At 71.0% G+C, this 21,840-nt stretch carries 20 protein-coding genes; 12 read left to right on the top strand and 8 right to left on the bottom strand.

Going from position 1 to position 21,840, the window contains the following annotated elements; all coding sequences use genetic code 11:
* Position 1 precedes the first annotated feature (1 nt).
* The gene (locus Dac01nite_RS02020) at positions 2–694 is read right to left on the bottom strand and encodes a phosphatase PAP2 family protein (RefSeq protein WP_239066461.1); all 693 of its coding nucleotides are present in this window, start codon (positions 692–694) and stop codon (positions 2–4) included.
* A gap of 61 nt (positions 695–755) precedes the next feature.
* Positions 756–1,526, bottom strand: coding sequence for a DUF1206 domain-containing protein (locus Dac01nite_RS02015; protein ID WP_203653097.1), 771 nt, complete (start codon positions 1,524–1,526; stop codon positions 756–758).
* A 247-nt stretch (positions 1,527–1,773) separates the two neighbouring features.
* Between Dac01nite_RS02015 and Dac01nite_RS02010 the strand changes: the two genes are divergently transcribed.
* The 4 genes from Dac01nite_RS02010 to Dac01nite_RS01995 all read left to right on the top strand — a co-directional run bounded on the left by Dac01nite_RS02010 (position 1,774) and on the right by Dac01nite_RS01995 (position 6,513).
* Positions 1,774–2,400 carry a 50S ribosomal protein L25/general stress protein Ctc gene (locus Dac01nite_RS02010; protein ID WP_203653096.1) on the top strand — a complete coding sequence of 209 codons (627 nt, stop codon included), beginning with the start codon at positions 1,774–1,776 and terminating at the stop codon, positions 2,398–2,400.
* 81 nt (positions 2,401–2,481) lie between these two features.
* Positions 2,482–3,054: an aminoacyl-tRNA hydrolase gene (pth, locus tag Dac01nite_RS02005; protein WP_203653742.1), complete on the top strand. Its 573-nt coding sequence runs from the start codon at positions 2,482–2,484 to the stop codon at positions 3,052–3,054.
* A gap of 148 nt (positions 3,055–3,202) precedes the next feature.
* On the top strand, positions 3,203–3,955 hold the full coding sequence (locus tag Dac01nite_RS02000; RefSeq protein WP_275404502.1) for an HAD family hydrolase: 753 nt from the start codon (positions 3,203–3,205) through the stop codon (positions 3,953–3,955).
* Complete coding sequence (locus tag Dac01nite_RS01995; RefSeq protein WP_203653095.1) at positions 3,952–6,513, top strand: glycoside hydrolase family 65 protein; 2,562 nt, start codon at positions 3,952–3,954, stop codon at positions 6,511–6,513. The genes Dac01nite_RS02000 and Dac01nite_RS01995 overlap by 4 nt, the downstream gene beginning before the upstream one ends.
* Positions 6,514–6,572: 59 nt before the next feature.
* Here Dac01nite_RS01995 and Dac01nite_RS01990 read toward each other — a convergent pair whose 3' ends face one another.
* From Dac01nite_RS01990 to Dac01nite_RS01965, 6 genes are all read right to left on the bottom strand, one after another.
* A complete protein-coding gene (locus Dac01nite_RS01990) occupies positions 6,573–7,307 on the bottom strand; it encodes an amino acid ABC transporter ATP-binding protein (protein WP_203653094.1) in 735 nt (244 codons plus the stop codon).
* Complete coding sequence (locus Dac01nite_RS01985) at positions 7,304–8,164, bottom strand: amino acid ABC transporter permease (protein ID WP_239066460.1); 861 nt, start codon at positions 8,162–8,164, stop codon at positions 7,304–7,306. The genes Dac01nite_RS01990 and Dac01nite_RS01985 overlap by 4 nt, the downstream gene beginning before the upstream one ends.
* Before the next feature lie 68 nt (positions 8,165–8,232).
* Positions 8,233–9,105 carry an ABC transporter substrate-binding protein gene (locus tag Dac01nite_RS01980; RefSeq protein ID WP_203653092.1) on the bottom strand — a complete coding sequence of 291 codons (873 nt, stop codon included), beginning with the start codon at positions 9,103–9,105 and terminating at the stop codon, positions 8,233–8,235.
* Positions 9,106–9,169: 64 nt separating this feature from the next.
* Positions 9,170–9,613 (bottom strand): cupin domain-containing protein, encoded by a 444-nt coding sequence (locus Dac01nite_RS01975; RefSeq protein ID WP_203653091.1) that lies wholly within the window; start codon positions 9,611–9,613, stop codon positions 9,170–9,172.
* Positions 9,610–10,923, bottom strand: coding sequence for an amidohydrolase family protein (locus tag Dac01nite_RS01970; protein ID WP_203653090.1), 1,314 nt, complete (start codon positions 10,921–10,923; stop codon positions 9,610–9,612). The genes Dac01nite_RS01975 and Dac01nite_RS01970 overlap by 4 nt, the downstream gene beginning before the upstream one ends.
* Positions 10,920–12,383, bottom strand: coding sequence for an adenosylhomocysteinase (locus tag Dac01nite_RS01965; RefSeq protein WP_203653089.1), 1,464 nt, complete (start codon positions 12,381–12,383; stop codon positions 10,920–10,922). Before Dac01nite_RS01965 ends, Dac01nite_RS01970 begins: the two co-directional genes overlap by 4 nt.
* A 119-nt stretch (positions 12,384–12,502) precedes the next feature.
* Between Dac01nite_RS01965 and Dac01nite_RS12160 the strand changes: the two genes are divergently transcribed.
* The 8 genes from Dac01nite_RS12160 to Dac01nite_RS01925 all read left to right on the top strand — a co-directional run bounded on the left by Dac01nite_RS12160 (position 12,503) and on the right by Dac01nite_RS01925 (position 21,816).
* Positions 12,503–13,102, top strand: a complete 600-nt coding sequence (locus Dac01nite_RS12160) for a sugar O-acetyltransferase (protein WP_203653088.1) — start codon at positions 12,503–12,505, stop codon at positions 13,100–13,102.
* Positions 13,103–13,188: 86 nt separating this feature from the next.
* Entirely contained in the window at positions 13,189–16,668 is a 3,480-nt protein-coding gene (gene mfd / locus Dac01nite_RS01955; protein WP_239066459.1) for a transcription-repair coupling factor, read from the top strand.
* A gap of 5 nt (positions 16,669–16,673) precedes the next feature.
* Positions 16,674–17,294, top strand: coding sequence for a hypothetical protein (locus tag Dac01nite_RS01950; protein ID WP_203653087.1), 621 nt, complete (start codon positions 16,674–16,676; stop codon positions 17,292–17,294).
* Positions 17,287–17,940 (top strand): nucleoside triphosphate pyrophosphohydrolase, encoded by a 654-nt coding sequence (locus tag Dac01nite_RS01945; RefSeq protein WP_239066458.1) that lies wholly within the window; start codon positions 17,287–17,289, stop codon positions 17,938–17,940. The genes Dac01nite_RS01950 and Dac01nite_RS01945 overlap by 8 nt, the downstream gene beginning before the upstream one ends.
* A 70-nt stretch (positions 17,941–18,010) precedes the next feature.
* The gene (eno, locus tag Dac01nite_RS01940) at positions 18,011–19,291 is read left to right on the top strand and encodes a phosphopyruvate hydratase (protein WP_203653086.1); all 1,281 of its coding nucleotides are present in this window, start codon (positions 18,011–18,013) and stop codon (positions 19,289–19,291) included.
* A gap of 307 nt (positions 19,292–19,598) precedes the next feature.
* Positions 19,599–20,303 carry an FtsB family cell division protein gene (locus Dac01nite_RS01935; protein ID WP_239066457.1) on the top strand — a complete coding sequence of 235 codons (705 nt, stop codon included), beginning with the start codon at positions 19,599–19,601 and terminating at the stop codon, positions 20,301–20,303.
* Positions 20,300–20,860 carry a DUF501 domain-containing protein gene (locus Dac01nite_RS01930; protein ID WP_203653085.1) on the top strand — a complete coding sequence of 187 codons (561 nt, stop codon included), beginning with the start codon at positions 20,300–20,302 and terminating at the stop codon, positions 20,858–20,860. The genes Dac01nite_RS01935 and Dac01nite_RS01930 overlap by 4 nt, the downstream gene beginning before the upstream one ends.
* A complete protein-coding gene (locus Dac01nite_RS01925; RefSeq protein ID WP_203653084.1) occupies positions 20,860–21,816 on the top strand; it encodes a Ppx/GppA phosphatase family protein in 957 nt (318 codons plus the stop codon). The genes Dac01nite_RS01930 and Dac01nite_RS01925 overlap by 1 nt, the downstream gene beginning before the upstream one ends.
* The last annotated feature ends 24 nt before the right edge of the window (positions 21,817–21,840 follow it).

The following is a 21,840-nucleotide window of genomic DNA, read 5'->3' as shown; positions in this document are numbered from 1 at the left end:
CTCAGCGCGTGCGGCTCGCAGCGCCAGGGCCGGCCGATGCGCCTGCAGAGTCGTCGTGCGCCGTCGCGGCGATCACGCCTTCTGCGGCGTCGCGAGCGGGAAGCCAGTTCCACGCGATGAGAGCACAGGTCGCGCCGACGGCGAATCCGGCGATCACGTCGGTGGGGTGGTGCATGCCGCGGTAGACGCGAGACACCCCCACGCCGAGCGGCACGATGATGCAGATCACCTGCACCGTCACCCGCAGGCCGGTGTTCTTGATGCGAGTCGCGCACAGCGCGAAGGCCAGGTACACCGCGGTCGACGCTCCGGTGTGGCCACTCGGGAAGCTCGATGTGGGCGGCGCGTCGTCGAGCTGGTCGACGTCGGGGCGCGAGCGACCCACCACGAGCGACGAGGTGAGGAACACCAGCGCCTCGACTCCGAGCGCGAGTGCCGGCACCATCGCGAACCACCATTGGCGCGACTGCCACCAGATGAAGGCGACGATCAGCACACAGGTAGCGATCAGCACCTGGGTGTTGCCCATCTCGGACACCACGGCGGTGACCGAGTCGAGCGTGGACGTGCGCATGTCGACGAACGCTTCGCTGACGGCGCGCTCATCGAGGCCGATCACGTCGACGATGAGGAAGCCCGTTCCCACGACCGCGATCCACAGCACCGTCGCGGGGAGGAGGACGCGGCGCAGCATGGAGCGGCCGACGAGGGAGGGTGAGGGGGCAGTCGTGCCCGGTCCGTGTCCGATCATCGCGTCACATCTTCGCGTAGCGGGAGCGGACGAAGCTGTAGAGGCCGTAGGCGGCGAAGCCCACCCCCACCAGCACCACGATCACCTGGCCGCCGGGGAGGTCCAGGAGGCTCTTGATGGCCCCATCGAGGCCCTCGGCCTTGTCCGGGTCGGCCGTGACCGCCGCGTAGACGAACAGCACGCCCACGATGCCCAGGGCGATGCCCTTCGCGATGTATCCCGTCGTGCCCAGACCGCGCACCATGCGACCGGACTTGGTGGGCACGCCCATCAGGTCCCGCATGAACTTCTTCTTGGCGCCCTTGACCACGTGGAAGACGCCGGCGGCGAGGATGCCGAGTCCGATCGCGCCCACGATGAACTGGCCGCCAGGCCAGCCCAGCATCTTCGCGACGATGCCCTGGGCCTGCGAGTCGCCGCCGCCACTGGACGAACCCATCGCGATGGACGCGGAGGTGAACGCCAGCACGCCGTACACGCCGGCCTTGGCGGCCGCCTTCAGGCGGTCCTTCGTCTCGTCATGCGGCCGGATCGCGTCCGCAAGCTGCCACAGGGCGAGCGCGGCGAACGCCGCCACCGCGAACCACAGGACGACGACGCCGAAGGTGTTGTCGCTCAGGCTGGAGAGCGCCTCGCTCGAGCTGGCCTCTTCGCCACCGCCACTGAAGGCGATCTGCGCGATGAGGATCCCGAGCACGATGTGGAGGGCGCCAGAGACCGCGTAGCCGGCCCGAGCGGCCTTCTCCCACACGTCGCCGGTCGAGCCCTGTCTCATGGACGAATGCGATGCTGTCATGCCTCCCTAACGCCGTCGCGCGTCCCCACCATTCCCGCTGGCGCACGGGCCGCATGTCGCTCACCAGGGATATCGACGGTGGGCGACGCGATCGCGGGGCGTCCGGTAGACTGTCGGGGTTCCTCGGCGAGGGAGGCCTCCGGGCGCTCCGTGATCGACGCGGCAGATGTCTGACGCGCCTGCCTTGCCCTGGCCGCTCCATCTACCGCAAACCCAGGAGAACCTCATGTCCGACAAGCTCACGCTGGCCGCCACCCGCCGCACCGAGTTCGGCAAGGGCTACGCCCGTCGCATCCGCGCCAACCACCAGATCCCCGCCGTCATCTACGGCCACGGCGAGGAGCCCCAGCACGTCATCCTGCCGGGCCACGACACGATGATGGCGCTCAAGAACCCCAACGCGCTGCTCACCATCGACATCGAGGGCGAGGAGAAGCAGCTCACCGTCGCCAAGGACGTCCAGCGCGACCCCATCAAGCCGGTCATCGTCCACATCGACCTGCTGACCGTCAAGAAGGGCGAGAAGATCACCGTCGACGTGCCCGTGCACCTCGAGGGCGAGTCCGCGCCCGGCACCATCCACGTGCTCGAGAACTCCTCGCTGCAGATCCTTGCCGAGGCCACTCACCTCCCCGAGTACCTCACGCTGTCGATCGACGGCATGGAGGAGGGGGACAAGAAGGTCGCCGCAGACATCGAGCTCCCGAAGGGCTCCGAGCTCGCCGTCGACCCCGAGCTGCTCGTCGTGCACGTCACCGTGCCGCGCCAGGCCGCCGAGGAGGAGCCTGCCGCCGCCGAGGGCGAGACGGCCTCCGAGGACGCCACCGAGACCGACGAGGGCGACGACAACTAGGCTGTATCCATGCCAAGCGCCCGTCACCCCTGGTGGCGGGCGCTTCGCTATGGCGGTGGTGAGGCGAGGGCGGAGGAGACCATGAACGCGCTGGTGATCGGCCTGGGCAACCCCGGCGAGCAGTACGCGCCGACGCGGCACAACGTGGGCCAGATGGTGCTGGACGAGCTCGCCTCGCGCGGCGGCGGCGCGCTGTCCGTGCACAAGAAGACCCGTACGCGCGCGGCGACCGTGCGTCTGGCCGGCCAGCCCGTCGTGCTCGGCGCGCCCATGAGCTTCATGAACGTCAGCGGTGGCCCCGTGAGCTCGCTTGCGAAGTACCACGCGGTCGATCCCGAGGCGGTCATCGTGCTGCACGACGAGCTCGACATCCCCTTCGGGGAGGTGCGGCTCAAGCGCGGGGGCGGCTCCGGAGGCCACAACGGCTTGAAGGACATCACCAAGGCGCTCGGCACGCCCGACTACGTGCGGGTGCGCGTGGGCATCGGCCGCCCGCCGGGCCGCATGGAGCCTGCCGCCTTCGTGCTCAAGCCCTTCGGCGCCACCGAGCGCAAGGAGCTGCCGTTCCTCCTCGACGCGGCGGCCGATGCGGTGGAGGCCGTGCTCGCGGACGGCCTGGAGGCGGCGCAGCAGCGCTTCCACACGAAGTCCTGACGGCCTGCGGCCGGCTGCTGCGCATCGGCCGGCCTGAACAGCCTGGGAATGGACAGCACCCCCATCCCCATCACTACTATCGGGAGTGCTGGAGCGGGCCCACCGTCGTGCCTGCGTCACACCACGTCGACAGCACGAGGGAGGACGCGTGACCACCACCGACAACGTCTGGGAGATTCCCCAGTCAGAGGGCCGGCTCTACGCCGCTGCGCTGTTCGACCTCGACGGCGTGCTGACGCCCACGGCCGAGGTGCACATGAAGGCGTGGAACCGGATGTTCACGGACTACTTCACGGCGCACGGCATCACTCCCGAGTACACCGATGCCGACTACTTCGCCTACGTCGACGGCAAGCCCCGCTATGACGGCGTGCGCGCGTGCCTGGCCTCCCGGGGGGTCACGCTTCCCGAGGGCGACCCGTCCGACGCTGCGGGCACCCCGACCGTCTGCGGCATCGGCAACACCAAGAACGATGCGTTCGAGGCGATCCTGAACGAGGAGGGCGTGGAGCCCTACCCGGGCTCGGTCGCGCTGCTCGACCACCTGGAGTCGCTGGGCGCCGCGATGGCGGTCGTGTCCAGCTCCCGCAACGCCCCCGCGGTGCTCGCCGCCGCCGGCATCGCCCACCGCTTCGAGGTGGTCGTCGACGGCAACGTGGTCGCGAACGAGGGCGTCGCGGGCAAGCCGGCCCCCGACATGTTCGAGCTCGCCGCCCGTCGCCTGGGCATCGCGGACGCCGATGCAGTGGTGGTCGAGGACGCGCTGTCCGGCGTGGCCGCGGGTGCGGCGGGCGACTTCGGTCTGACCGTGGGAGTGGACCGTGGCGCGGGCGCCGCAGCGCTCCTGGCAGGCGGTGCGGACGTCGTGGTGGACGACCTCGAGGAGCTGATCGCACGGTGAAGGCTGCACAGCGACCTCTGGGCGACACGAGCTCGCCGGAGTACCTCGACCGGTTGCGCTTCCCGGTGGACCCGTGGCGCCTGGTCGAGACCGAGTTCTCGAAGGACGACCTGGGCGTCACGGAGACCATGTTCGCGGTGGGCAACGGCTACCTGGGACTGCGCGGCAACGTCGAGGACGGCCACGACGCGCACGCCCACGGCACCTTCATCAACGGCTTCCATGAGACCTGGAAGATCCTCCACGCCGAGGAGGCCTACGGCTTCGCGCGCACCGGGCAGACCATCGTCAACGTGCCGGACCCGAAGATCATCCGGCTCTACGTCAACGACGAGCCCTTGCTGCTGTCGATCGCGGACCTCGTGAGCTACTCACGCGTGCTCGACATGCGCGACGGCGTGCTGTCGCGCGACCTGCTGTGGCGCACGCCGTCCGGCAACCGGGTGCGCGTGCGCTCCAAGCGCATGGTGTCCTTCGCCCAGCGCCACCTCGCCGTGATGACCTTCGAGGTCACCCTGCTGGACGAGGAGGCGCCCATCGCGATCTCCTCCCAGCTGCTCAATCGCCAGGCAGGCCTGGACGAGTACCGCGCGAACCCCTCGCCGGACGTGATCGCGGACCCCCGCAAGGCGGAGAAGCTCGAGAAGCGCGTGCTCGAGCCGCGCCTGCACCACGCTGCGGACGACCGCATCGTGCTGGGGTACCAGTGCGCGGCGTCCGGCATGACGCTGGCTGCCGCGATGGAGCACTGGGTCGACTTCGAGGACGAGTACGACGTGGTGACGGAGGCGGAGGAGGACTACGCCAAGCAGGTGTTCCGAGCGCGCGCCAAGCCGGGGCAGACCTTCACGCTCACCAAGGTGCTCAGCTATCACACGTCGCGGGTGGTGCCGCCGCGCGAGCTCGCCGACCGCTGCAATCGCACGCTCGATCGCGTCCGCTCGGAGGGCATCTCGACGCAGTTCGAGGATCAGCGCACGTGGCTCGAGGACTTCTGGTCTCGCTCGGACGTCGAGATCGGCGGCGACGAAGCGGTGCAGCAGGCGGTGCGCTGGAACCTCTTCCAGCTCGCGCAGGCGGCTGCGCGCGGCGACGGCCACGGCATCGCGGCGAAGGGCGTGACGGGATCCGGCTACGGCGGCCACTACTTCTGGGACTCCGAGATCTACGCGCTGCCGTTCTTCACGTACACGTCCCCGGTGATCGCTCGCAACGCGCTGCGCTACCGCTACCGGATGCTGGGCATGGCGGAGAAGCGCGCCGGCGAGCTCGCCCAGAACGGCGCGCTCTTCCCGTGGCGCACGATCAACGGCGAGGAGGCCTCCGCGTACTACGCCGCGGGCACAGCGCAGTATCACATCGACGCGGACATCGCGTATGCGATCGACAAGTACGTGCGCGCCACGGGCGACGACGACTTCCTGGCGCGCGAGGGCATCGACATCCTGGTGCAGACCGCGCGCATGTGGGCGGACCTGGGCTTCTGGCGCAAGATCCCGGGAGATGGCGAGTCCTTCCGGATCCACGGCGTCACCGGCCCGGACGAGTACACGACCGTCGTCAACGACAACCTGTACACGAACGTGATGGCGCGGTTCAACCTGCGCTGCGCGGCTCAGAACGTGCGCAAGCTCCAGGACCGCTGGCCGGACCAGTACTCGCGGCTGACGTCGCGCCTGGGCGTGACGGACGAGGAGATCGCCGAGTGGGAGCGCGCGGCGGACGGCATGGCGATCCTGTGGGACGAGCAGCTGGGGATCCACCCGCAGGACGCGCTGTTCAACGAACGCGAGGTGTGGGATCTGGAGAACACCCCCGCGGACAAGCGCCCGCTGCTGCTGCACTTCCACCCGCTGGTGATCTACCGCTTCCAGGTCCTCAAGCAGGCCGATGTGGTGCTCGCCCTGTTCCTGCAGGGCGACGAGTTCACGCTGGAGCAGAAGAAGGCCGACTTCGACTACTACGACCCCATCACCACGGGCGACTCCACCCTGTCGGGCGTGGTCCAGTCGATCATCGCGGCGGAGGTGGGCTACCACCAGCTCGCGCAGCGCTACTTCTGGGACAGCCTCTACGTCGACCTGGGCGACCTTCACGGGAACGCCGCGGACGGCGTCCACGTCGCGTCGACCGGCGGCGTGTGGTCCGCCCTTGCCTACGGGTTCGGCGGGTTCCGCGACCAGGGCGATGTGCCCACGTTCGATCCTCGCCTGCCTGAGGGCTGGGACTCCCTGACCTTCCGCATCGCTCAGCGCGGCACCCGGGTGCGCGTGGCGGTGCGGCAGGACGAGATGACGTTCACCATCGAGGAGGGCCCTGGGCTCACCGTCGAGGTGCGCGGGCACCGCTTCTCTCTCACGCAGCTGCAGCCGCTGACGGTGCCGCTGGACGGCCAGGGACCGCGCATCGCCGGCGCGCCGGACGCCACCAAGTTCCACGGCACGGTGCGCGCGGACGGCACGGTCATCAGGCCGTCGCTGCCCACGAACGTCAACGAGGAGATTCCGCCCACCCACGAGATCCGTCTGGACGAGGTCCTGGACCACACCAACGACTAGCCCGTCGCCGCTCAACGAGGCGGCGCGCCCTCAGCAGGTCGGGAGCGGTCGCGCCACGGTCAGCGGTGCATGACGCGCGCGAGGAACTCCTGGGTCGCCTGCTCCCGCGGGGCGCCGAAGATCTGGTCCGGCGTGCCGGACTCGAGGATGCGGCCCTGGTGCATGAACACGACGCGATCGGCGACCGACCGCGCGAAGGACATCTCGTGGGTCGCCATGAGGATGGTCGATCCCGCGTCGCCCAGCTCGCGCACCAGGTCGAGGACCTCGCCCACCAGCATGGGGTCCAGCGCGGAGGTGATCTCGTCCAGCAGCAGCAGCTCGGGATCGGTGAGGATCGCGCGCACGATCGCGACGCGCTGCTGCTGGCCGCCCGACAGCCTGTCCGGGTAGTCGCTCACCTTGTCGCCCAGCCCGAACTTCCCCAGCAGCTCGGTGCCCTTGGCGACCGCGGCATCGGCCGGCATCCCGTGCACGCGCCGCGCTGCCAGCGTCACGTTGTCGATCACGCGCATGTGCGGGAACAGGTTGAAGTGCTGGAACACCACCCCGATGCGCGCCCGAGCCCTGTCGGCGTTCACCCGCGGGTCCGTGATGTCGTCGCCGCTCAGCAGGATCTGGCCGTCGTCCACCTGCTCGATGAGGTTGATGGTGCGCATCAGCGTGGACTTGCCGGAGCCGGAGGCGCCGATCACCACGACCACCTCGTGCTGATCCACCTCGAGGTCCACGCCCTTGAGGACGTGGTTGTCTCCAAAGCTCTTGTGCACCCCGTGCAGCTCGAGGACGCTCATACCGTGCCGCCCATCTGCTCGCGCTGCGCCATGCGCTTCGCGATCCAGTCGGTGAGCCGGATGAACGGCAGGCTCAGCGCGATGAACAGCAGCGCCGCGACCACGTACGGCGTGAAGTTGTAGGTGGCCGCGACGTCGATCTGCGCCGCTCGGATGGCATCGACGGCTCCGAGGATCGAGATGAGGCCCACGTCCTTCTGCATCGACACGAAGTCGTTCATCAGCGGCGGCACCACCTTGCGCAGGCCCTGGGGGATCACCACGAGGCGCAACGTCTCGCCATGCGACAGGCCCAGCGACCGGGCAGCGACCCGCTGCGACGGGTGGACCGCCTCCATGCCGGCACGCAGCACCTCGGCCACGTACGCCGAGTAGCACAGCGTGATCGCGATCGTGCCCCACACGGCTGCCGGCAGGCGCGGGAAGATGTCCAGGGCAGGGATGCCGAAGCCCACGAGGTACAGGACGATCAGCACCGGCATGCCGCGGAACATGTCCGTGTAGACGGTGGCGATCGCGCGCAGCGGGAACCACACGGGCCCGCGCAGCGAGCGCATCACGGCCAGCAGCGTGCCCAGCACGGCAACGCCGATCACCGCGAAGAACAGCGCACGGATGTTGAGCCACAGACCCTCGAGGATGTCCGGGAACGAGTCGCGTCCGATCTCGAGGTTGAAGAACGACTCCTTGACGGCCTCCCAGCCGGGGGAGTTGACCAGCGCCACCCACACCACGGCCGTGAAGACCAGCGTGGAGGCGGCGGCGATGAGGACGGAGCGCACCGAGGCGCGCTTGCGGTGGCGGCGCCGGTCGAGCTCGAGCTCGCTCGGCTCCCAGGACGAGGGCGCGCCGGGCATGCCGGCAGCTCCTCGAGTGGCCCCGGGCGCTCCGTCCGTCATCGCATCAGTCTGTCGCTGGTGCCGCGTCAGTTCAGGACGGGGACGTCGACCGAGGTCGAGAGCCACTCGGCCTCGATCTCGGCGAGCGTGCCGTCCTCGCGCAGGGCGTCCACGGCCCTGGTGACCGCGGCGGTGTTGGGCGAGTCCTTGGGGAGCACGAAGCCGAACTCGTCGCCACCCTCGGAGGTGGCGAACTGGCCCAGGATCAGGCCGCCCTCGAGCTCCACGCCGGACAGGTAGAACGCGCTCGGCAGGTCGATCACGAACGCGTCGATCTGGCCCGAGTTCAGCGCGAGCACGGTGTCCTCGGCGCTGTTGAACACGGACAGGTTGTCCTCGCCCAGCTGCTCCGCGGCGACCGTGTAGCTGGTGGTGCCGGACGGGACGCCCACGTTGAGCTCGGCCAGCTCGGCGATCGAGCCCGCGTCAGCGGCCGCGGAGCCCTCGACCGTCACCACCGCCTGCGTGGTGGTGTAGTACGGAGAGGAGAAGTCGACGGCGGTGCGGCGCTCCTCGGTGATCGAGAACTGCTGGATGTTGAGGTCCCAGTCCTTGGGCCCGGGGGCGATGGCGGACTCGAACGACGTGCGCACCCACACCACGTCCTCGGCGTCGAAGCCCAGCTCCTCGGCAAGCGCGTAGGAGACGGCGGCCTCGAAGCCCTCGCCGGTCTCCGGGACGTCGTCGATGACCCACGGGTAGTACGCGGGCTCGCCCGTGGCGATGGTGAGCGTGCCCTCGGTGATGGTCTCGAGGCTGGCGGCCTCCGCGGCGCCGGTGGCGGTGGGCTCGGCGCTGGGCTCGCTCTCAGCGTCGCCGCTCGAGCAGCCCGCGAGCGCGAGGGCGGAGACGGCGACGGCCGCGACGGATGCGCGGCGCAGTGATGCGGTGGTGATCATGGTTCTCTCCATCGAAAGGAAGGTGGAGCTGAATCGACGCTGATCGCTCGCGGACGGGCAGATTCTACGCGCCCGGCTGCGCGAGCCTCCAATCCGCGAAGTCGAAGCCAGGGGAGACCACGCAGCTCACGAGCGCCTCCTGCTCGCCGGCGAGCTCTGCTGCCTGCCATGTTCCAGCCGGCACCAGGCATTGCGCCACATCTGTGCCGGTCACGTCGGGCCCCAGCCGGACCACCCGCGCGTCGGCCTCGTCGCACGGCTCGGCTCCGTCTCCGCCCAGCCGCAGCTCGAGGACGCCGGGGCCGTGCCACAGCCAGATCTCGTCAGAGCTCACCACGTGCCACGAGCTGCGCTCGCCAGGCGTCAGCAGATAGTGGATGCAGGTGGCGGCGGGGCGCTCGCCGCCCGGCGTCGCCACGGGAGAGGACGCCGTGTAGGTGCGGCGGAACCAGCCGCCCTCGGGATGGGGCTCGAGCTGGAGCGCCGATGCGGTGGCGGGGATGGTCATGGGGCCTCCGTGGCGACGGGCTGGGGGAAGGCCCGGCTCGCGTGGCGCACGCGACCTGCGACGACGGTCGCGGCGGCCCGGCCCTCTCCGGACTCCGCCAGCGTGGTCAGCGTCTCCGTGATGCCCGTGACGGGGACGTCGAAGAATGCGAGGTCCGCCATCGCGCCCACGGCCAGGTACCCCGTGCGGCGCGGACCCTCGTCGATGCCCATCGCGTGGGCGCCTCCCAGGGTCGCGGCGCGCAGCAGGCGCTCGGCGAGATCGTCGTGGGAGTAGCCCTGCGCGCGGGCGATGCGCATCAGCTCCGCGACGTCGCCCATGGGGTCCAGCGATGGCGCGCTCGACAGCGAGTCCGTGCCCACTGCGATGGGGCTGCCCTCGCGCAGGTAGGCGGCCACGGGTGGCGCGTCCAGTCCGATCACGGCGTTGGACCGCGGGCACAGCGCCACGGTGGTGCCGCGCGCCCGCAGGATCGCGCGGTCGCGCTCGCTCATGTAGACGCCGTGCGCGATGTGGCAGTCCGGCCCCAGCACCCCCAGGTGATCCACGTAGTCCGTCGCGGACGTGCCGAACCCGGCCTGACGCAGCTCCGCGAGGCTGCCCATGCCCTTGGACTGCCACGGCTCCGCGTGGTCGTGCTCGAACTCCTGCTCGATGCCGGACTCGCCCAGGTGGATGTGAATGCGGCTGCCGCGCTCGCGGACGATGTCGGGGATCTCCAGCAGAGGCACGATCTCGAGGGAGTAGGGAGCGTGCGGGCTGAGCCCGGTGCCTGGCTGCGACGGCAGCGAGTCCAGCGCCGCCTCGACCGCCGCGCGGCCGTGCGAGCGCCAGGCCTCGTTGGTCCAGTCGATGACCTCCCAGTACGCGATGCCGGACAGTCCAGCATCGTGGAGCGCGTGCGCGGCCTCGGGATCGGTCACCACGTCCGCAGCGGCCGTGACGCCGGCGGCGATCATCTGCGCGGCGCCGGCCGCCGCATCGGCTCTCCAGTCATGCGGCTGCGCATAGACGGGGTTGAAGCCCTTCGCCCAGTCCTCGAAGCCGTGGTAGCGCCCGCGGCCCACCTCCGCCATGCCGGTGTACTGCAGGTGTGTGTGCGCGTTCACCAGGCCCGGAGTCAGCACCCCGTCCCAGTGGACGTGCTGGACTGGGACGCCGCGCTCGGCCAGCGACTGCTCGACCCACACCCGCTCGCCCACGTGCAGGATGCGCTCGCCGCGCACGGCGATGGCCCCGTCGATGATGGGCGGCGCGGTCACGGGCAGCACCAGGCTCGCGGAGTACAGGGTGACGGGGAAGCCGGTCATGCGGTCTCCTGCTCGGTGCTGATGCGGTAGCGCGGGCTGCGCCAGTGGTCGGGGGCGCCGGATGAGCGGACGGAGCGAGCCGCGAGCTGGATCCCGCGCGTGCGCGCGGCGGTCGCGGCGACGTGGTCCACGGCGGCCTCCGAGAGGGCGTGGACGCCCACGGCGGGCCGTGTCTCGACCAGCTCGCGCACGGCGGCGAGCTGGGTGGCGAAGGACAGGTCCATGATCTCGATGGGGTTGCCCTCGGCGGCGGTGACGTTGATGCAGCCGCCGCGGTCCAGGACGATGGTGCGGGCGTCCGCGAGCTGCTCGACGTGCTCGGCGATGGGCTCGAGGGCGTCGCCGAGCACCGCATGCTCGAGGTCGATCTCTCCGGGCACTCCGCCTGCGACGGCGACGGCGCGCGCCGCCCGGATCTGATGTGCCGTCACGGTGGCGGCCACCCCGGTGGCGGACACCACCAGCGCGCCCTCCGCCAGTGCATCGGCCGCGCCCACCTCGTAGCCGTCGTGCGCGGCCAGCAGGGCGCGCAGCGGGTCGATCTCCGCGACCGCGACCCGCGCGCCCAGCGCGCGCAGATGCGCCGCGACCCCCACGCCCACGGGTCCGTAGCCGATCACCAGAGCGTGCTGATCGCGCACGCTCACGTCGGCGGCATCGAGGAGGTCCGCGATCGCCAGCACGCAGGACTGCCCGGTGCCGTAGCGGTTGTCGAAGCCGGTCTTGGTGCCCGCGTCGTTGACGGCGACCACGGGCGTGGCGAGCGCGCCGTCGCGCTGCATCGCCCGGAGCGGCGTCAGTCCGGAGGTGGTCTCCTCGGTGGCGCCCAACCAGCCATCGACGAGCCCCTCCTCGTGGGCCAGGCGGGTGAGGTGGCTGCCGTCATCGATCAGCACGTCGAAGCCACGGCGGAGGAAGGCCAGAGCGGCGGCACGCTCGTCACGAGGCTCGAGCGTCGCATCCGCATCGCACGGCACGCCGCGCTCGCGCAGCGCCGCCGCGACGGCGGGGTCGGTCTCATCGGGGTGGGCGTAGACGGCGACCTCCGCGCCCGCATCCGCGAGCAGCAGCGCGAGGTTCGCCGTCTTGGGCTCGAGGGTCATCGCCACGCCGATGCGCAGGCCCCGCACCGTCCCGGCGCCCCGGAGCTCGGCGGCGAGTCCGGTGCTCACGCGCATGTGGTCGCGCGCGAAGTCGATCCGACCGGCGGCGTCGCCACGTTCTCGCAGGGGAGCGCCGCCCAGGGTGATCGCACCCGTGGCGACGTCGAAGTCCACCGTGAGTGCCGCATCGGCCGGGCTCGAGGAGGCCGCCCTGGCACCCATCGCGGCGAGCATTTGGATGAGCGCGTCGGCCACCGGGCCGTCGCCGTGCACCTCCATGGGCCGTCCGGCCACGGTCATGTTGGTCTCACGCGCGAAGCGGCGCAGGAGGCGCTCGGCCTCGCGGGTGGGATCCATGCGCACAAGTCTAGGTTTCGCGCGGGAGGGGCTCCGCCGCAGTGAGCGTTGCGGTCGCGCGGCCACGCGATGGCGCTAGGGTGATGGGAACGTTCACATCGAGGTGAGGGAGAGGTGCGGTGACCACACTGGAGGAACAGTTCCGCCACATGGCAACGGGACAGATGTACGACGACGTGACTCCCGAGCTGATCGAGGCGCGGCGCCGCGCCGTGCTCGCGACCAACGAGTACAACGCGTCCTACGGCCAGCCTGCCGAGCAGCGCGAGGAGCTGCTGCGCGCGGTGGTCGCCCACGCGGGCACGGGTGCGACCTTCGAGCCCACCTTCCGCTGCGAGTTCGGCGTCAACATCCATCTGGGCGAGAGGTTCTTCGGCAACTTCGACTGCGTGATGCTGGACTGCGCACCCATCACCATCGGCGACGACGTCCTGATCGCGCCCAAGGTGGGCCTGTACACCGCCAACCACGCGTTCGACGCGAACGAGCGCGCGGCGGGCGCCTGCTGGGCGAGGCCCATCACCATCGGCGATCGGGTGTGGATCGGCGGCGGGGTGTCGATCCTCGGCGGGGTGAGCGTGGGCGAGGGCGCGGTCGTCGGTGCCGGGAGCGTCGTGATCCGTGACGTGCCCCCGTTCACCGTCGTGGCGGGCAACCCTGCACGGGAGATCCGTGAGATCACGGAGGCGGACCGGACGGGCTACGTCGCCGCGCACTGACGGCCGCCCGTGAAGCCCGCGGGCGTGGGGGAACCTAGGATGGCTGTGCCGGAGATTCCGGTCCTCACCCATGCCCTGGAGGCGCCGTGACCCGTCCGCTGAGCGCGCTGCTCGAGGCCGTCGACCCGCCCGTCATCGACGTCGAGCACCTGGTGGCGCCCACCGCCGCCGCTCCCATGCTGGTCGCTCGCACCGCCCTCGACTCGCAGGCTCTCACCGTGGTCGTGACCGCCACCTCCGGCGACGCGGACACGTTCGCCGCCGCGCTCGGCTCGTACCTGGACCCCGCGCACGTCACGGTGCTTCCCGCGTGGGAGACGCTGCCGCACGAGCGCCTGAGCCCTCGCTCCGACACCGTGGCCCGCCGCCTCGCGACCCTGCGACGCGTCGTACACCCGGAGCTGGTGCAGCAGGAGGCCGGCCTGCCGCCGCTGCAGGTGGTCGTGGCCCCCCTGCGCGCCATCCTCCAGCCCGTGATCCCGGGGCTGGCCGACCTCGAACCCGTGGGACTGCACGTCGGGGACACCCGCGACCTGACGGACCTGACCGAGGCGCTCGCGGCCGCCGCCTACACCCGGGTGGACATGGTCGAGCGGCGCGGCGAGTTCGCCGTGCGCGGCGGCATCGTCGACGTGTTCGCGCCCACCGACCCCCACCCGGTGCGCATCGAGTTCTTCGGCGACGAGGTGGACTCCCTGCGCTCGTTCTCCGTCGCCGATCAGCGCTCGCTCGAGCCCGTGCCCCAGCTGTGGGCGCCGCCGTGCCGGGAGCTGCTGCTGACCGAGGACGTGCGCCGCACCGCCAGTTCGCTCGTCGACGATGTCCCCGCGGCTGCGGACATGCTGGGGCGCATCGCGGCCGGCGTGGCGGTCGAGGGCATGGAGAGCCTCATCCCGCTGCTCGTGGACCGGCTGGTCCCGGTCTCCGACGCGTTCCCCCGCGGCACCCGCATCGTGGCGATCGAGCCCGAGCGCCTGGCCCGGCGCGCCGAGGATCTGCAGCACACCGCGCAGGAGTTCCTCGCGGCGGCATGGGTGGGCGCCGCAGCCGGCGCCGAGGCACCGCTGGAGGCCGCCGAGGGCTCGTTCCTCTCGCTCGACCAGGTGCACGAGGCGGCGCTGGAGCGCGCCCTCGACTGGTCGACGGTGGGCCCGTTCGGAACGGCCGATGCGCGGGTCACCTCGCTCGCGGACGTCGAGGACCACCGTGGCCGTCTGCAGGCGGCGCTCGACGCCATTCGCGGCCGAGTGGCCGAGGGCTGGCGCGTGGTCATCACTGCGGCCGGGACCGGCTCCGCGCACCGCATCGCCGAGCAGTGCCGCGAGCTCGACATCGCGGCCAGGGTGATGGACGCCTACGAGCCCGTGGACGGCGTGGTCGCGATCGTGCCGCACATCACGGGCGCCGGCTTCCAGGCTCCGGATGCGCGGACCATGGTGGTGCACGAGTCCGACCTCACCGGTCGCGCCGCGAACGCGGCCGGCCCCAAGGTCAAGGTCCCCACCCGCCGCCGCAACGCCGTGGACCCGCTGCAGCTGCGCACGGGCGACTTCGTGGTGCACGAGAGTCACGGCGTGGGCCGGTTCGTCGAGCTCACCAAGCGCACGGTGCGCGGCATCGAGCGCGAGTACCTGGTGATCGAGTACGCGCCGTCCAAGCGTGGCGGGCCCGCGGACCGGCTGTCCGTGCCCACCGATCAGCTGGACCAGATCACCAAGTACGTGGGCGGTGAGACGCCCTCCGTCAACAAGATGGGCGGCTCGGACTGGGCCAAGACCAAGGGCCGTGCGCGCAAGGCCGTCAAGGAGATCGCGGCCGAGCTGATCCGCCTGTACTCCGCGCGCATGGCATCGCAGGGTCGCGAGTTCGGCCCGGACACTCCGTGGCAGCGCGAGCTCGAGGAGGCGTTCGCGTTCGTCGAGACGCCGGACCAGCTGAGCGTCATCGACGAGGTCAAGGAGGACATGGAGAAGCCGGTCCCCATGGACAGGCTCATCTGCGGCGACGTGGGCTTCGGCAAGACCGAGATCGCGGTGCGGGCGGCGTTCAAGGCCATCCAGGACGGCTCTCAGGTCGCGCTGCTGTGCCCCACGACCCTGCTCGTCAAGCAGCACGTGGACACGTTCTCCGAGCGCTTCGCGCAGTTCCCCGTGAAGGTGGCGTCGCTGTCGCGATTCCAGACGGACAAGGAGGCCAAGGAGGTCATCCAGGGGCTGTCCGACGGCACCATCGACATGGTGATCGGCACCCACCGGCTCATCACCGGGCAGGTGCGCTTCAAGCAGCTGGGACTGATCATCATCGACGAGGAGCAGCGCTTCGGAGTCGAGCACAAGGAGACGCTCAAGGCGATGCGCACGGACGTGGACGTGCTGTCGATGTCCGCGACGCCCATCCCGCGCACGCTCGAGATGGCGGTCACGGGCATCCGCGAGATGTCCACGCTCGCCACGCCGCCAGAGGAGCGCCACCCGATCCTCACCTACGTGGGACCTCACGAGAACCCGCAGGTGGCCGCCGCGATCCGCCGCGAGCTCATGCGCGATGGCCAGGTGTTCTACATCCACAACTCGGTCAAGACCATCACGAGCGCCGCACGTAGGCTCGCCGAGCTGGTGCCGGAGGCGCGCGTGGCCGTCGCGCACGGACAGATGAGCGAGAAGCAGCTCGAGCAGGTGATCGTCGACTACTACGACCGTCAGTACGACGTGCTGGTGTGCACCACGATCGTCGAGACGGGCCTGGACATCTCCAACGCGAACACGCTGATCGTCGAGCGGGCGGACACGTTCGGCCTGTCGCAGCTGCACCAGCTACGGGGTCGCGTGGGCCGCGCTCGCGAGCGCGCCTACGCCTACTTCCTGTACCCGCCGGACAGGACGCTCACCGAGACGGCGCACGACCGCCTGCAGACCATCGCGGCCAACACCGACCTGGGCGCGGGCATGGCCGTCGCCATGAAGGACCTGGAGATCCGCGGCGCCGGCAACCTGCTGGGCGCGGAGCAGTCCGGACACATCGAGGGCGTGGGCTTCGACCTGTACATCCGCATGGTGGGCGAGGCCGTCGCGGGCTTCCGGGGCGAGGGCGAGGAGGAGCGTCCCGCCATCACCATCGATCTGCCCGTCGACGCCCATATCCCCACGGAGTACATCGAGCACGAGCGGCTGCGCCTGGAGGCCTACCGCAAGATCGCCGATGCGCTCGATGGCGATGCGCTCGACGCGATCGAGGAGGAGCTGCAGGACCGCTACGGCAACCTTCCGCAGCCGGTCGAGCACCTGATGGCCGTCGCTCGACTGCGGCTGGAGGTGCGCGCGGCAGGCATCACGGACGTGGTCGCGCAGGGCAGGCTGGTGCGCTTCAGCCCGCTCGAGCTCGCGGACTCCGCGGCGATGCGCATGACGCGCCTCTACCCAGGCACGGTCATCAAGCCGGCCGTGCGGCAGGTGCTCGTGCCCGCCCCGATGACCGCACGCATCGGCGGCTCGCCCGTCGAGGGACCCGCCGTGCTGGACTGGGTGCGCGAGATCATCAAGGCCACCCGTCCGGCGACAGTAGGATGATGCCCATGCTGCACCTCCGACGTCGTGCCCTCGCGGGCGCCCTCGCCGGCACCGCGCTCCTGCTCGCCGGCTGCGCCGTGCCCGGCCAGCCCGCCTCGCCAGGCGCCGCGGCCGAGCTGGACGGGACCACCCTGACCAACGCGCACGTATCCGAGCTGTACGACGTGTGGCTCGAGGAGATCGGCGCTCCGGCCAACCGGCGCCAGGTCATCACGATCGAGCTGATGCGCCAGGCGCTGCTCGAGGAGACCGACCAGATCGACTTCACCTACGCGCGTTCGGTGTCCCGCCAGCAGGCGGAGGCGCTCCTCGAGATCAACGGCGTGAACGAGGAGCCGAGCGAGGACCTGATCGACGCGGTCGAGGGCTCTCTGCTCATCGCGGCGTTCACCGTCCTGACCGAGGACACCTCGGTGATCCAGTCCGTCGCCGAGCAGATCGAGGCGGACGCCGTGACGAGCCCGCGCACGGGCACCTTCAGTGCCGCGGCGTTCATGCAGTCCCTGTCCGTGACGGCGGAGAAGGCGACCGCGGCGGCTCAGCAGGGCCAGCCGTCCTGGTATCTCGAGTTCAACGACGTGGTGGGTCTGGTCGAGCCCGACTCGCCGTGGATCGTCAGTGAGTGACGGTCTCGACCGACTCATCCAGGTGATGGATCGCCTGCGATCCCCGGGCGGCTGCCCGTGGGACGCAGAGCAGACGCACGAGAGCCTCACGGCCTACGCGCTCGAGGAGACGTACGAGCTCATCGAGGCCATCGAGACCGGCACGCGCGCAGACCTGCGCGAGGAGCTGGGCGACGTGCTCCTCCAGGTGGTCTTCCACGCTCGCGTCGCGCAGGAGCACCCCGAGGACCCGTTCGGGATCGAGGACGTCGCCGATGCGGTGGCGGACAAGCTGATCGAGCGTCATCCGCACGTGTTCGAGGCGGACGGCGAGGTGCTGACCGCGCAGGACACGCACGCGCGCTGGGAGCGCATCAAGAAGGAGACCAAGCAGCGCGAGTCCGTCATGGATGGCGTGCCCGTCGCGCAGCCCGCGCTCGCCCGCGCGCAGAAGGTGCTCAGCCGTGCTCAGCGCGCCGGACTCGACACGCCGCTGCCGCCCGAGCCCAGCATCGGCGCGGAGCTGCTCGCCCTCGTGGCGCGCGCCCAGGAGCAGGGCATCGATGCCGAGGCCGCGCTCCGGCAGGCGACCCGCGACCTCGAGACGGCCGCCCGCGATCTCGAGCGCGCATCGGCCGTCATCAAGGATTCACCACCAAGGACCTGAGTCGCACGGCGGCCCCCAGTGGCCGCCGATAGACTCCCCGGAGAACCCCAACACAACATGAAGGAGCATCATGGCCAGCATTGAGGCTATTGGCGCGCGCGAGATCCTGGACTCTCGCGGCAACCCGACCGTCGAGGTCGAGGTCGCGCTCGAAGACGGCACGTTCGCCCGCGCCGCCGTCCCCTCCGGCGCCTCCACCGGAGCGTTCGAGGCCGTGGAGCGCCGCGACGGCGGCTCCCGCTACCTGGGCAAGGGTGTCGAGCAGGCCGTGGATGCCGTCATCGACGACATCGCGCCCGAGATCGTCGGCATCGACGCGACCGAGCAGCGCATCATCGACCAGACCATGCTCGAGCTCGACGGCACCGACAACAAGGGCAAGCTGGGCGCGAACGCGATCCTGGGCGTGTCCCTGGCCGTCGCCAAGGCCGCCGCGGACTCCGCGGACCTGGCGCTGTTCCGCTACATCGGCGGACCGAACGCGCACCTGCTGCCCGTCCCGATGATGAACATCCTCAACGGTGGCTCGCACGCGGACTCGAACGTCGACATCCAGGAGTTCATGATCGCTCCCGTGGGCGCCTCGACCTTCCGCGAGGCGTACCGCTACGGCGCCGAGGTCTACCACGCCCTCAAGTCCGTGCTCAAGGAGCGCGGCCTGGCCACCGGCCTGGGCGACGAGGGCGGCTTCGCCCCCAACCTCGAGTCGAACCGCGCTGCGCTGGACCTGATCCTGGTCGCGATCGAGAAGGCCGGCTTCAAGCCCGGCGAGGACGTCGCGCTCGCGCTCGACGTCGCCGCGACCGAGTTCTTCAAGGACGGCGCGTACCAGTTCGAGGGTGCCGCCAAGTCCGGCGAGGAGATGTCCGCGTACTACGCGCAGCTGGTCGAGGACTACCCGCTGGTGTCCATCGAGGACCCGCTGTCGGAGGACGAGTGGAGCGACTGGGCGCACCTGGTCGAGACCATCGGCGACAAGACGCAGATCGTGGGCGACGACCTGTTCGTCACCAACCCCACGCGTCTCAAGCGCGGCATCGACGAGAAGGCCGCAAACGCGCTGCTCGTGAAGCTCAACCAGATCGGCACGCTCACGGAGACCATCGACGCCGTGTCGATGGCGACCGCGGCCGGCTTCACCTCGATGGTGTCGCACCGCTCCGGCGAGACCGAGGACGTCACCATCGCGGACCTGGTCGTGGCGCTCAACACCGGCCAGATCAAGACCGGCGCGCCCGCCCGCGGCGAGCGCATCGCCAAGTACAACCAGCTGCTGCGCATCGAGGAGGAGCTGGACGACGCCGCGGCGTACGCCGGCACCGCAGCGTTCCCGCGCTCGTACTCCGCCTAAGGCTCCACGCACGTCAGGGCCGCGGCTCCCGTCAGGGGGGTCGCGGCCCTGTTGCGTGGTGGGGAGACGATGCGCGGGCGCAGCGGCGCACGAGTGTCGCGGCGCGCATCGGCCGCGGTGGGCGCGCGTCGCCCGGCCGCGTGCCACACGGCCGTCGCTGATGTGACGGGTGGTGACCCAGCGACTCCCCATCAGCCTCGCCCTTCGCTTGCGTCACAGCCGTGTGGTGAGTGGCTGACCGGCGGAACACGACGCGCCCGGCGCGCGCCTGACGGGATCGCCGTCCCGCGCTGAGACAATCGGGCACGTGAGCGCCCCCTCCCGTCCCGGCGCGCCGCGGCAGTCCCCCCGGGCTCCGCGGCGCTCGAGCGCGCGCACGCCCAGACGCGGACCCACGACGGGCCCCATCGCGAAGCCGCAGAGCCGGCCCGGCGGCCCGTCGCCGTCGCGATCGACCCCGGCGCCCGCACCCCGGCTGGATCCGTCGCGCCCCCGCGGGTCGTGGACCGCGATGCTCACCTGGCGCACGGCCGTGATCGCGGGCGTGGTTGCGCTGGCCTTCGCCGTGGTCGCGCCGTCGGTGCGGGCGTACATGGATCAGCAGGTGATGCTCGACGGCCTGCGCGCGGAGGCGGCGACCGCCCAGGCGGAGGTCGACGATCTCGAGGCGGACGTCGCGCGCTGGGACGATCCCGCGTTCGTGGTGGCGCAGGCGCGCGAGCGGCTGGCATATGTGTTCCCAGGGGAGACGCCGTACCGCGTGATCGATCCCGAGTCCGTGACCGGCCCGGTGGACGGCTCGCCCGCCGCCGAGCGCGCCCCCGACGCGCTCACCGGAGCAGCCTGGTACGACCGCCTGTGGGGATCGGTGATCGACGCTGGCGAGCGACCCGGCGACGGCGCGGCGCCTGCCGGCGCGGAGCTTCCGGAGCCGCCTGAGGTGAAGGTGTCGCCCGCGCCCGCCGCGGGCGAGGGGAGCGCGGCGGCGGCGAAAGTAGACTCGACAGGGTGAGCGACACCCCAGCGACCGAGCGAGACCTGACCGTCCTGGCCGCGCAGATCGGACGGGAGCCGCGCGGCGTCGTGGCGATCGCGGCCCGATGCGTGTGCGGCAACCCCACCGTGGTGCACACCGCGCCGCGGCTGCCGGACGGCACTCCCTTTCCCACGCAGTACTACCTCACGCATCCGGAGGCGGTCGCGGCCGTGTCGACGCTCGAAGCCCGCGGCGTGATGAAGGACCTCACCGGGCGGCTGGCCGAGGAGCCGGCGCTGGCCGAGCACTACCTTCGCGCGCACCAGACGTACCTCGAGGAGCGCTACGCGATTGAGGACGTCCCGGAGATCCACGGCATCTCCGCTGGCGGCATGCCCGATCGGGTCAAGTGTCTGCACGTGCTCGTGGGACACGCGCTCGCCGCCGGTCCCGGCGTGAACCCGCTGGGCGACGAGGCGCTCGCGATGATCCGCGGCCACTGGCGCCCTGACCGGTGCACGTGCCCTGCGATCGAGACGGATCCCGACGCTCCGCTGTCCGCCGACCCCGACGCCTACACCCAGGAGGCCTGATGCCCCGCGTCGCCGCCATCGACTGTGGCACCAACTCGATTCGCCTGCTCATCGCGGACGTCGACACCCAGGCTGGGACGCTCGCGGATGTGGTGCGCGTCATGACCGTGGTCCGGCTGGGACAGGGCGTGGACCGCACGGGCCAGTTCGCTCCGGAGGCGCTCGAGCGCACGCTGGCCGCGACGGATGACTACGCCGCGCAGTGCCGCGAGCACGGCGTGGAGGCGATCCGGTTCGTCGCCACCTCCGCCACGCGCGACGCGAGCAACCGCGACGAGTTCATCGAGGGCGTGCGGGAGCGCCTGGGCGTCGCGCCCGAGGTGATCAGCGGCGACGAGGAGGCTCGTCTGAGCTTCCGTGGCGCGCTGTCCGCGCTCGACGCCTCCCGGCCGGGCCCGTACCTCGTGGTGGACCTCGGAGGCGGCTCCACGGAGCTGGTGCTCGGCCAGCGCGAGCCGGACGCCGCGCATTCGATGGACGTGGGATGCGTGCGCATGACCGAGCGCCACCTGCACGAGGACCCGCCCACCGTCGAGCAGATCGAGCGAGCCCGTGCGGACGTGCACGCCGCTCTCGACCAGGCAGCCGCGCAGGTGCCCCTGGGACAGGCGCGCACCCTGGTGGGCCTCGCCGGCTCCATCACCACCGTGACCGCGAAGGCGCTCGACCTGCCGCGCTACGACCGCGACGCGATCAATGGCGCGGAGCTCGACATCGACGACGCCGCGCAGGCATGCATCGAGCTCCTGGACGCCTCGCGAGAGGAGCGTGCCGCGATGCCGTTCATGCACCCCGGACGCGTGGACGTGATCGGTGCCGGCGCGCTGGTGTGGCGCGAGGTCATGGAGCGCGTGCGCGCGGAGGTCGCGGCGGCCGGCGGCTCGCTCGGCACCGCGGTCACCAGCGAGCACGACATCCTCGACGGCATCGCGTTCTCCGCAGCCGAGCGGCTCTGACCGGCCGCCTTCCGACAGTCCGAA

Source organism: Demequina activiva (assembly GCF_016862815.1).
Taxonomy (GTDB): Bacteria; Actinomycetota; Actinomycetes; order Actinomycetales; family Demequinaceae; genus Demequina; species Demequina activiva.
The sequence above is the reverse complement of the archived record's forward strand: the minus strand, read 5'-3'. Positions and strand labels throughout refer to the sequence as shown.

What these genes read in the sequence shown, in the direction of transcription:
- Dac01nite_RS02015 (WP_203653097.1), bottom strand. Translation starts at nt 1,526, where the DNA reads ATGAGACAGGGCTCGACCGGCGACGTGTGGGAGAAGGCCGCTCGGGCC.
- Dac01nite_RS02020 (WP_239066461.1), bottom strand. Translation starts at nt 694, where the DNA reads ATGCTGCGCCGCGTCCTCCTCCCCGCGACGGTGCTGTGGATCGCGGTC.
- eno (WP_203653086.1), top strand. Translation starts at nt 18,011, where the DNA reads ATGGCCAGCATTGAGGCTATTGGCGCGCGCGAGATCCTGGACTCTCGC.
- Dac01nite_RS01985 (WP_239066460.1), bottom strand. Translation starts at nt 8,164, where the DNA reads ATGCCCGGCGCGCCCTCGTCCTGGGAGCCGAGCGAGCTCGAGCTCGAC.
- Dac01nite_RS01990 (WP_203653094.1), bottom strand. Translation starts at nt 7,307, where the DNA reads ATGAGCGTCCTCGAGCTGCACGGGGTGCACAAGAGCTTTGGAGACAAC.
- Dac01nite_RS02010 (WP_203653096.1), top strand. Translation starts at nt 1,774, where the DNA reads ATGTCCGACAAGCTCACGCTGGCCGCCACCCGCCGCACCGAGTTCGGC.
- Dac01nite_RS01950 (WP_203653087.1), top strand. Translation starts at nt 16,674, where the DNA reads ATGCTGCACCTCCGACGTCGTGCCCTCGCGGGCGCCCTCGCCGGCACC.
- Dac01nite_RS01925 (WP_203653084.1), top strand. Translation starts at nt 20,860, where the DNA reads ATGCCCCGCGTCGCCGCCATCGACTGTGGCACCAACTCGATTCGCCTG.
- Dac01nite_RS01965 (WP_203653089.1), bottom strand. Translation starts at nt 12,383, where the DNA reads ATGGATCCCACCCGCGAGGCCGAGCGCCTCCTGCGCCGCTTCGCGCGT.
- Dac01nite_RS01970 (WP_203653090.1), bottom strand. Translation starts at nt 10,923, where the DNA reads ATGACCGGCTTCCCCGTCACCCTGTACTCCGCGAGCCTGGTGCTGCCC.
- pth (WP_203653742.1), top strand. Translation starts at nt 2,482, where the DNA reads ATGAACGCGCTGGTGATCGGCCTGGGCAACCCCGGCGAGCAGTACGCG.
- Dac01nite_RS01975 (WP_203653091.1), bottom strand. Translation starts at nt 9,613, where the DNA reads ATGACCATCCCCGCCACCGCATCGGCGCTCCAGCTCGAGCCCCATCCC.
- Dac01nite_RS01980 (WP_203653092.1), bottom strand. Translation starts at nt 9,105, where the DNA reads ATGATCACCACCGCATCACTGCGCCGCGCATCCGTCGCGGCCGTCGCC.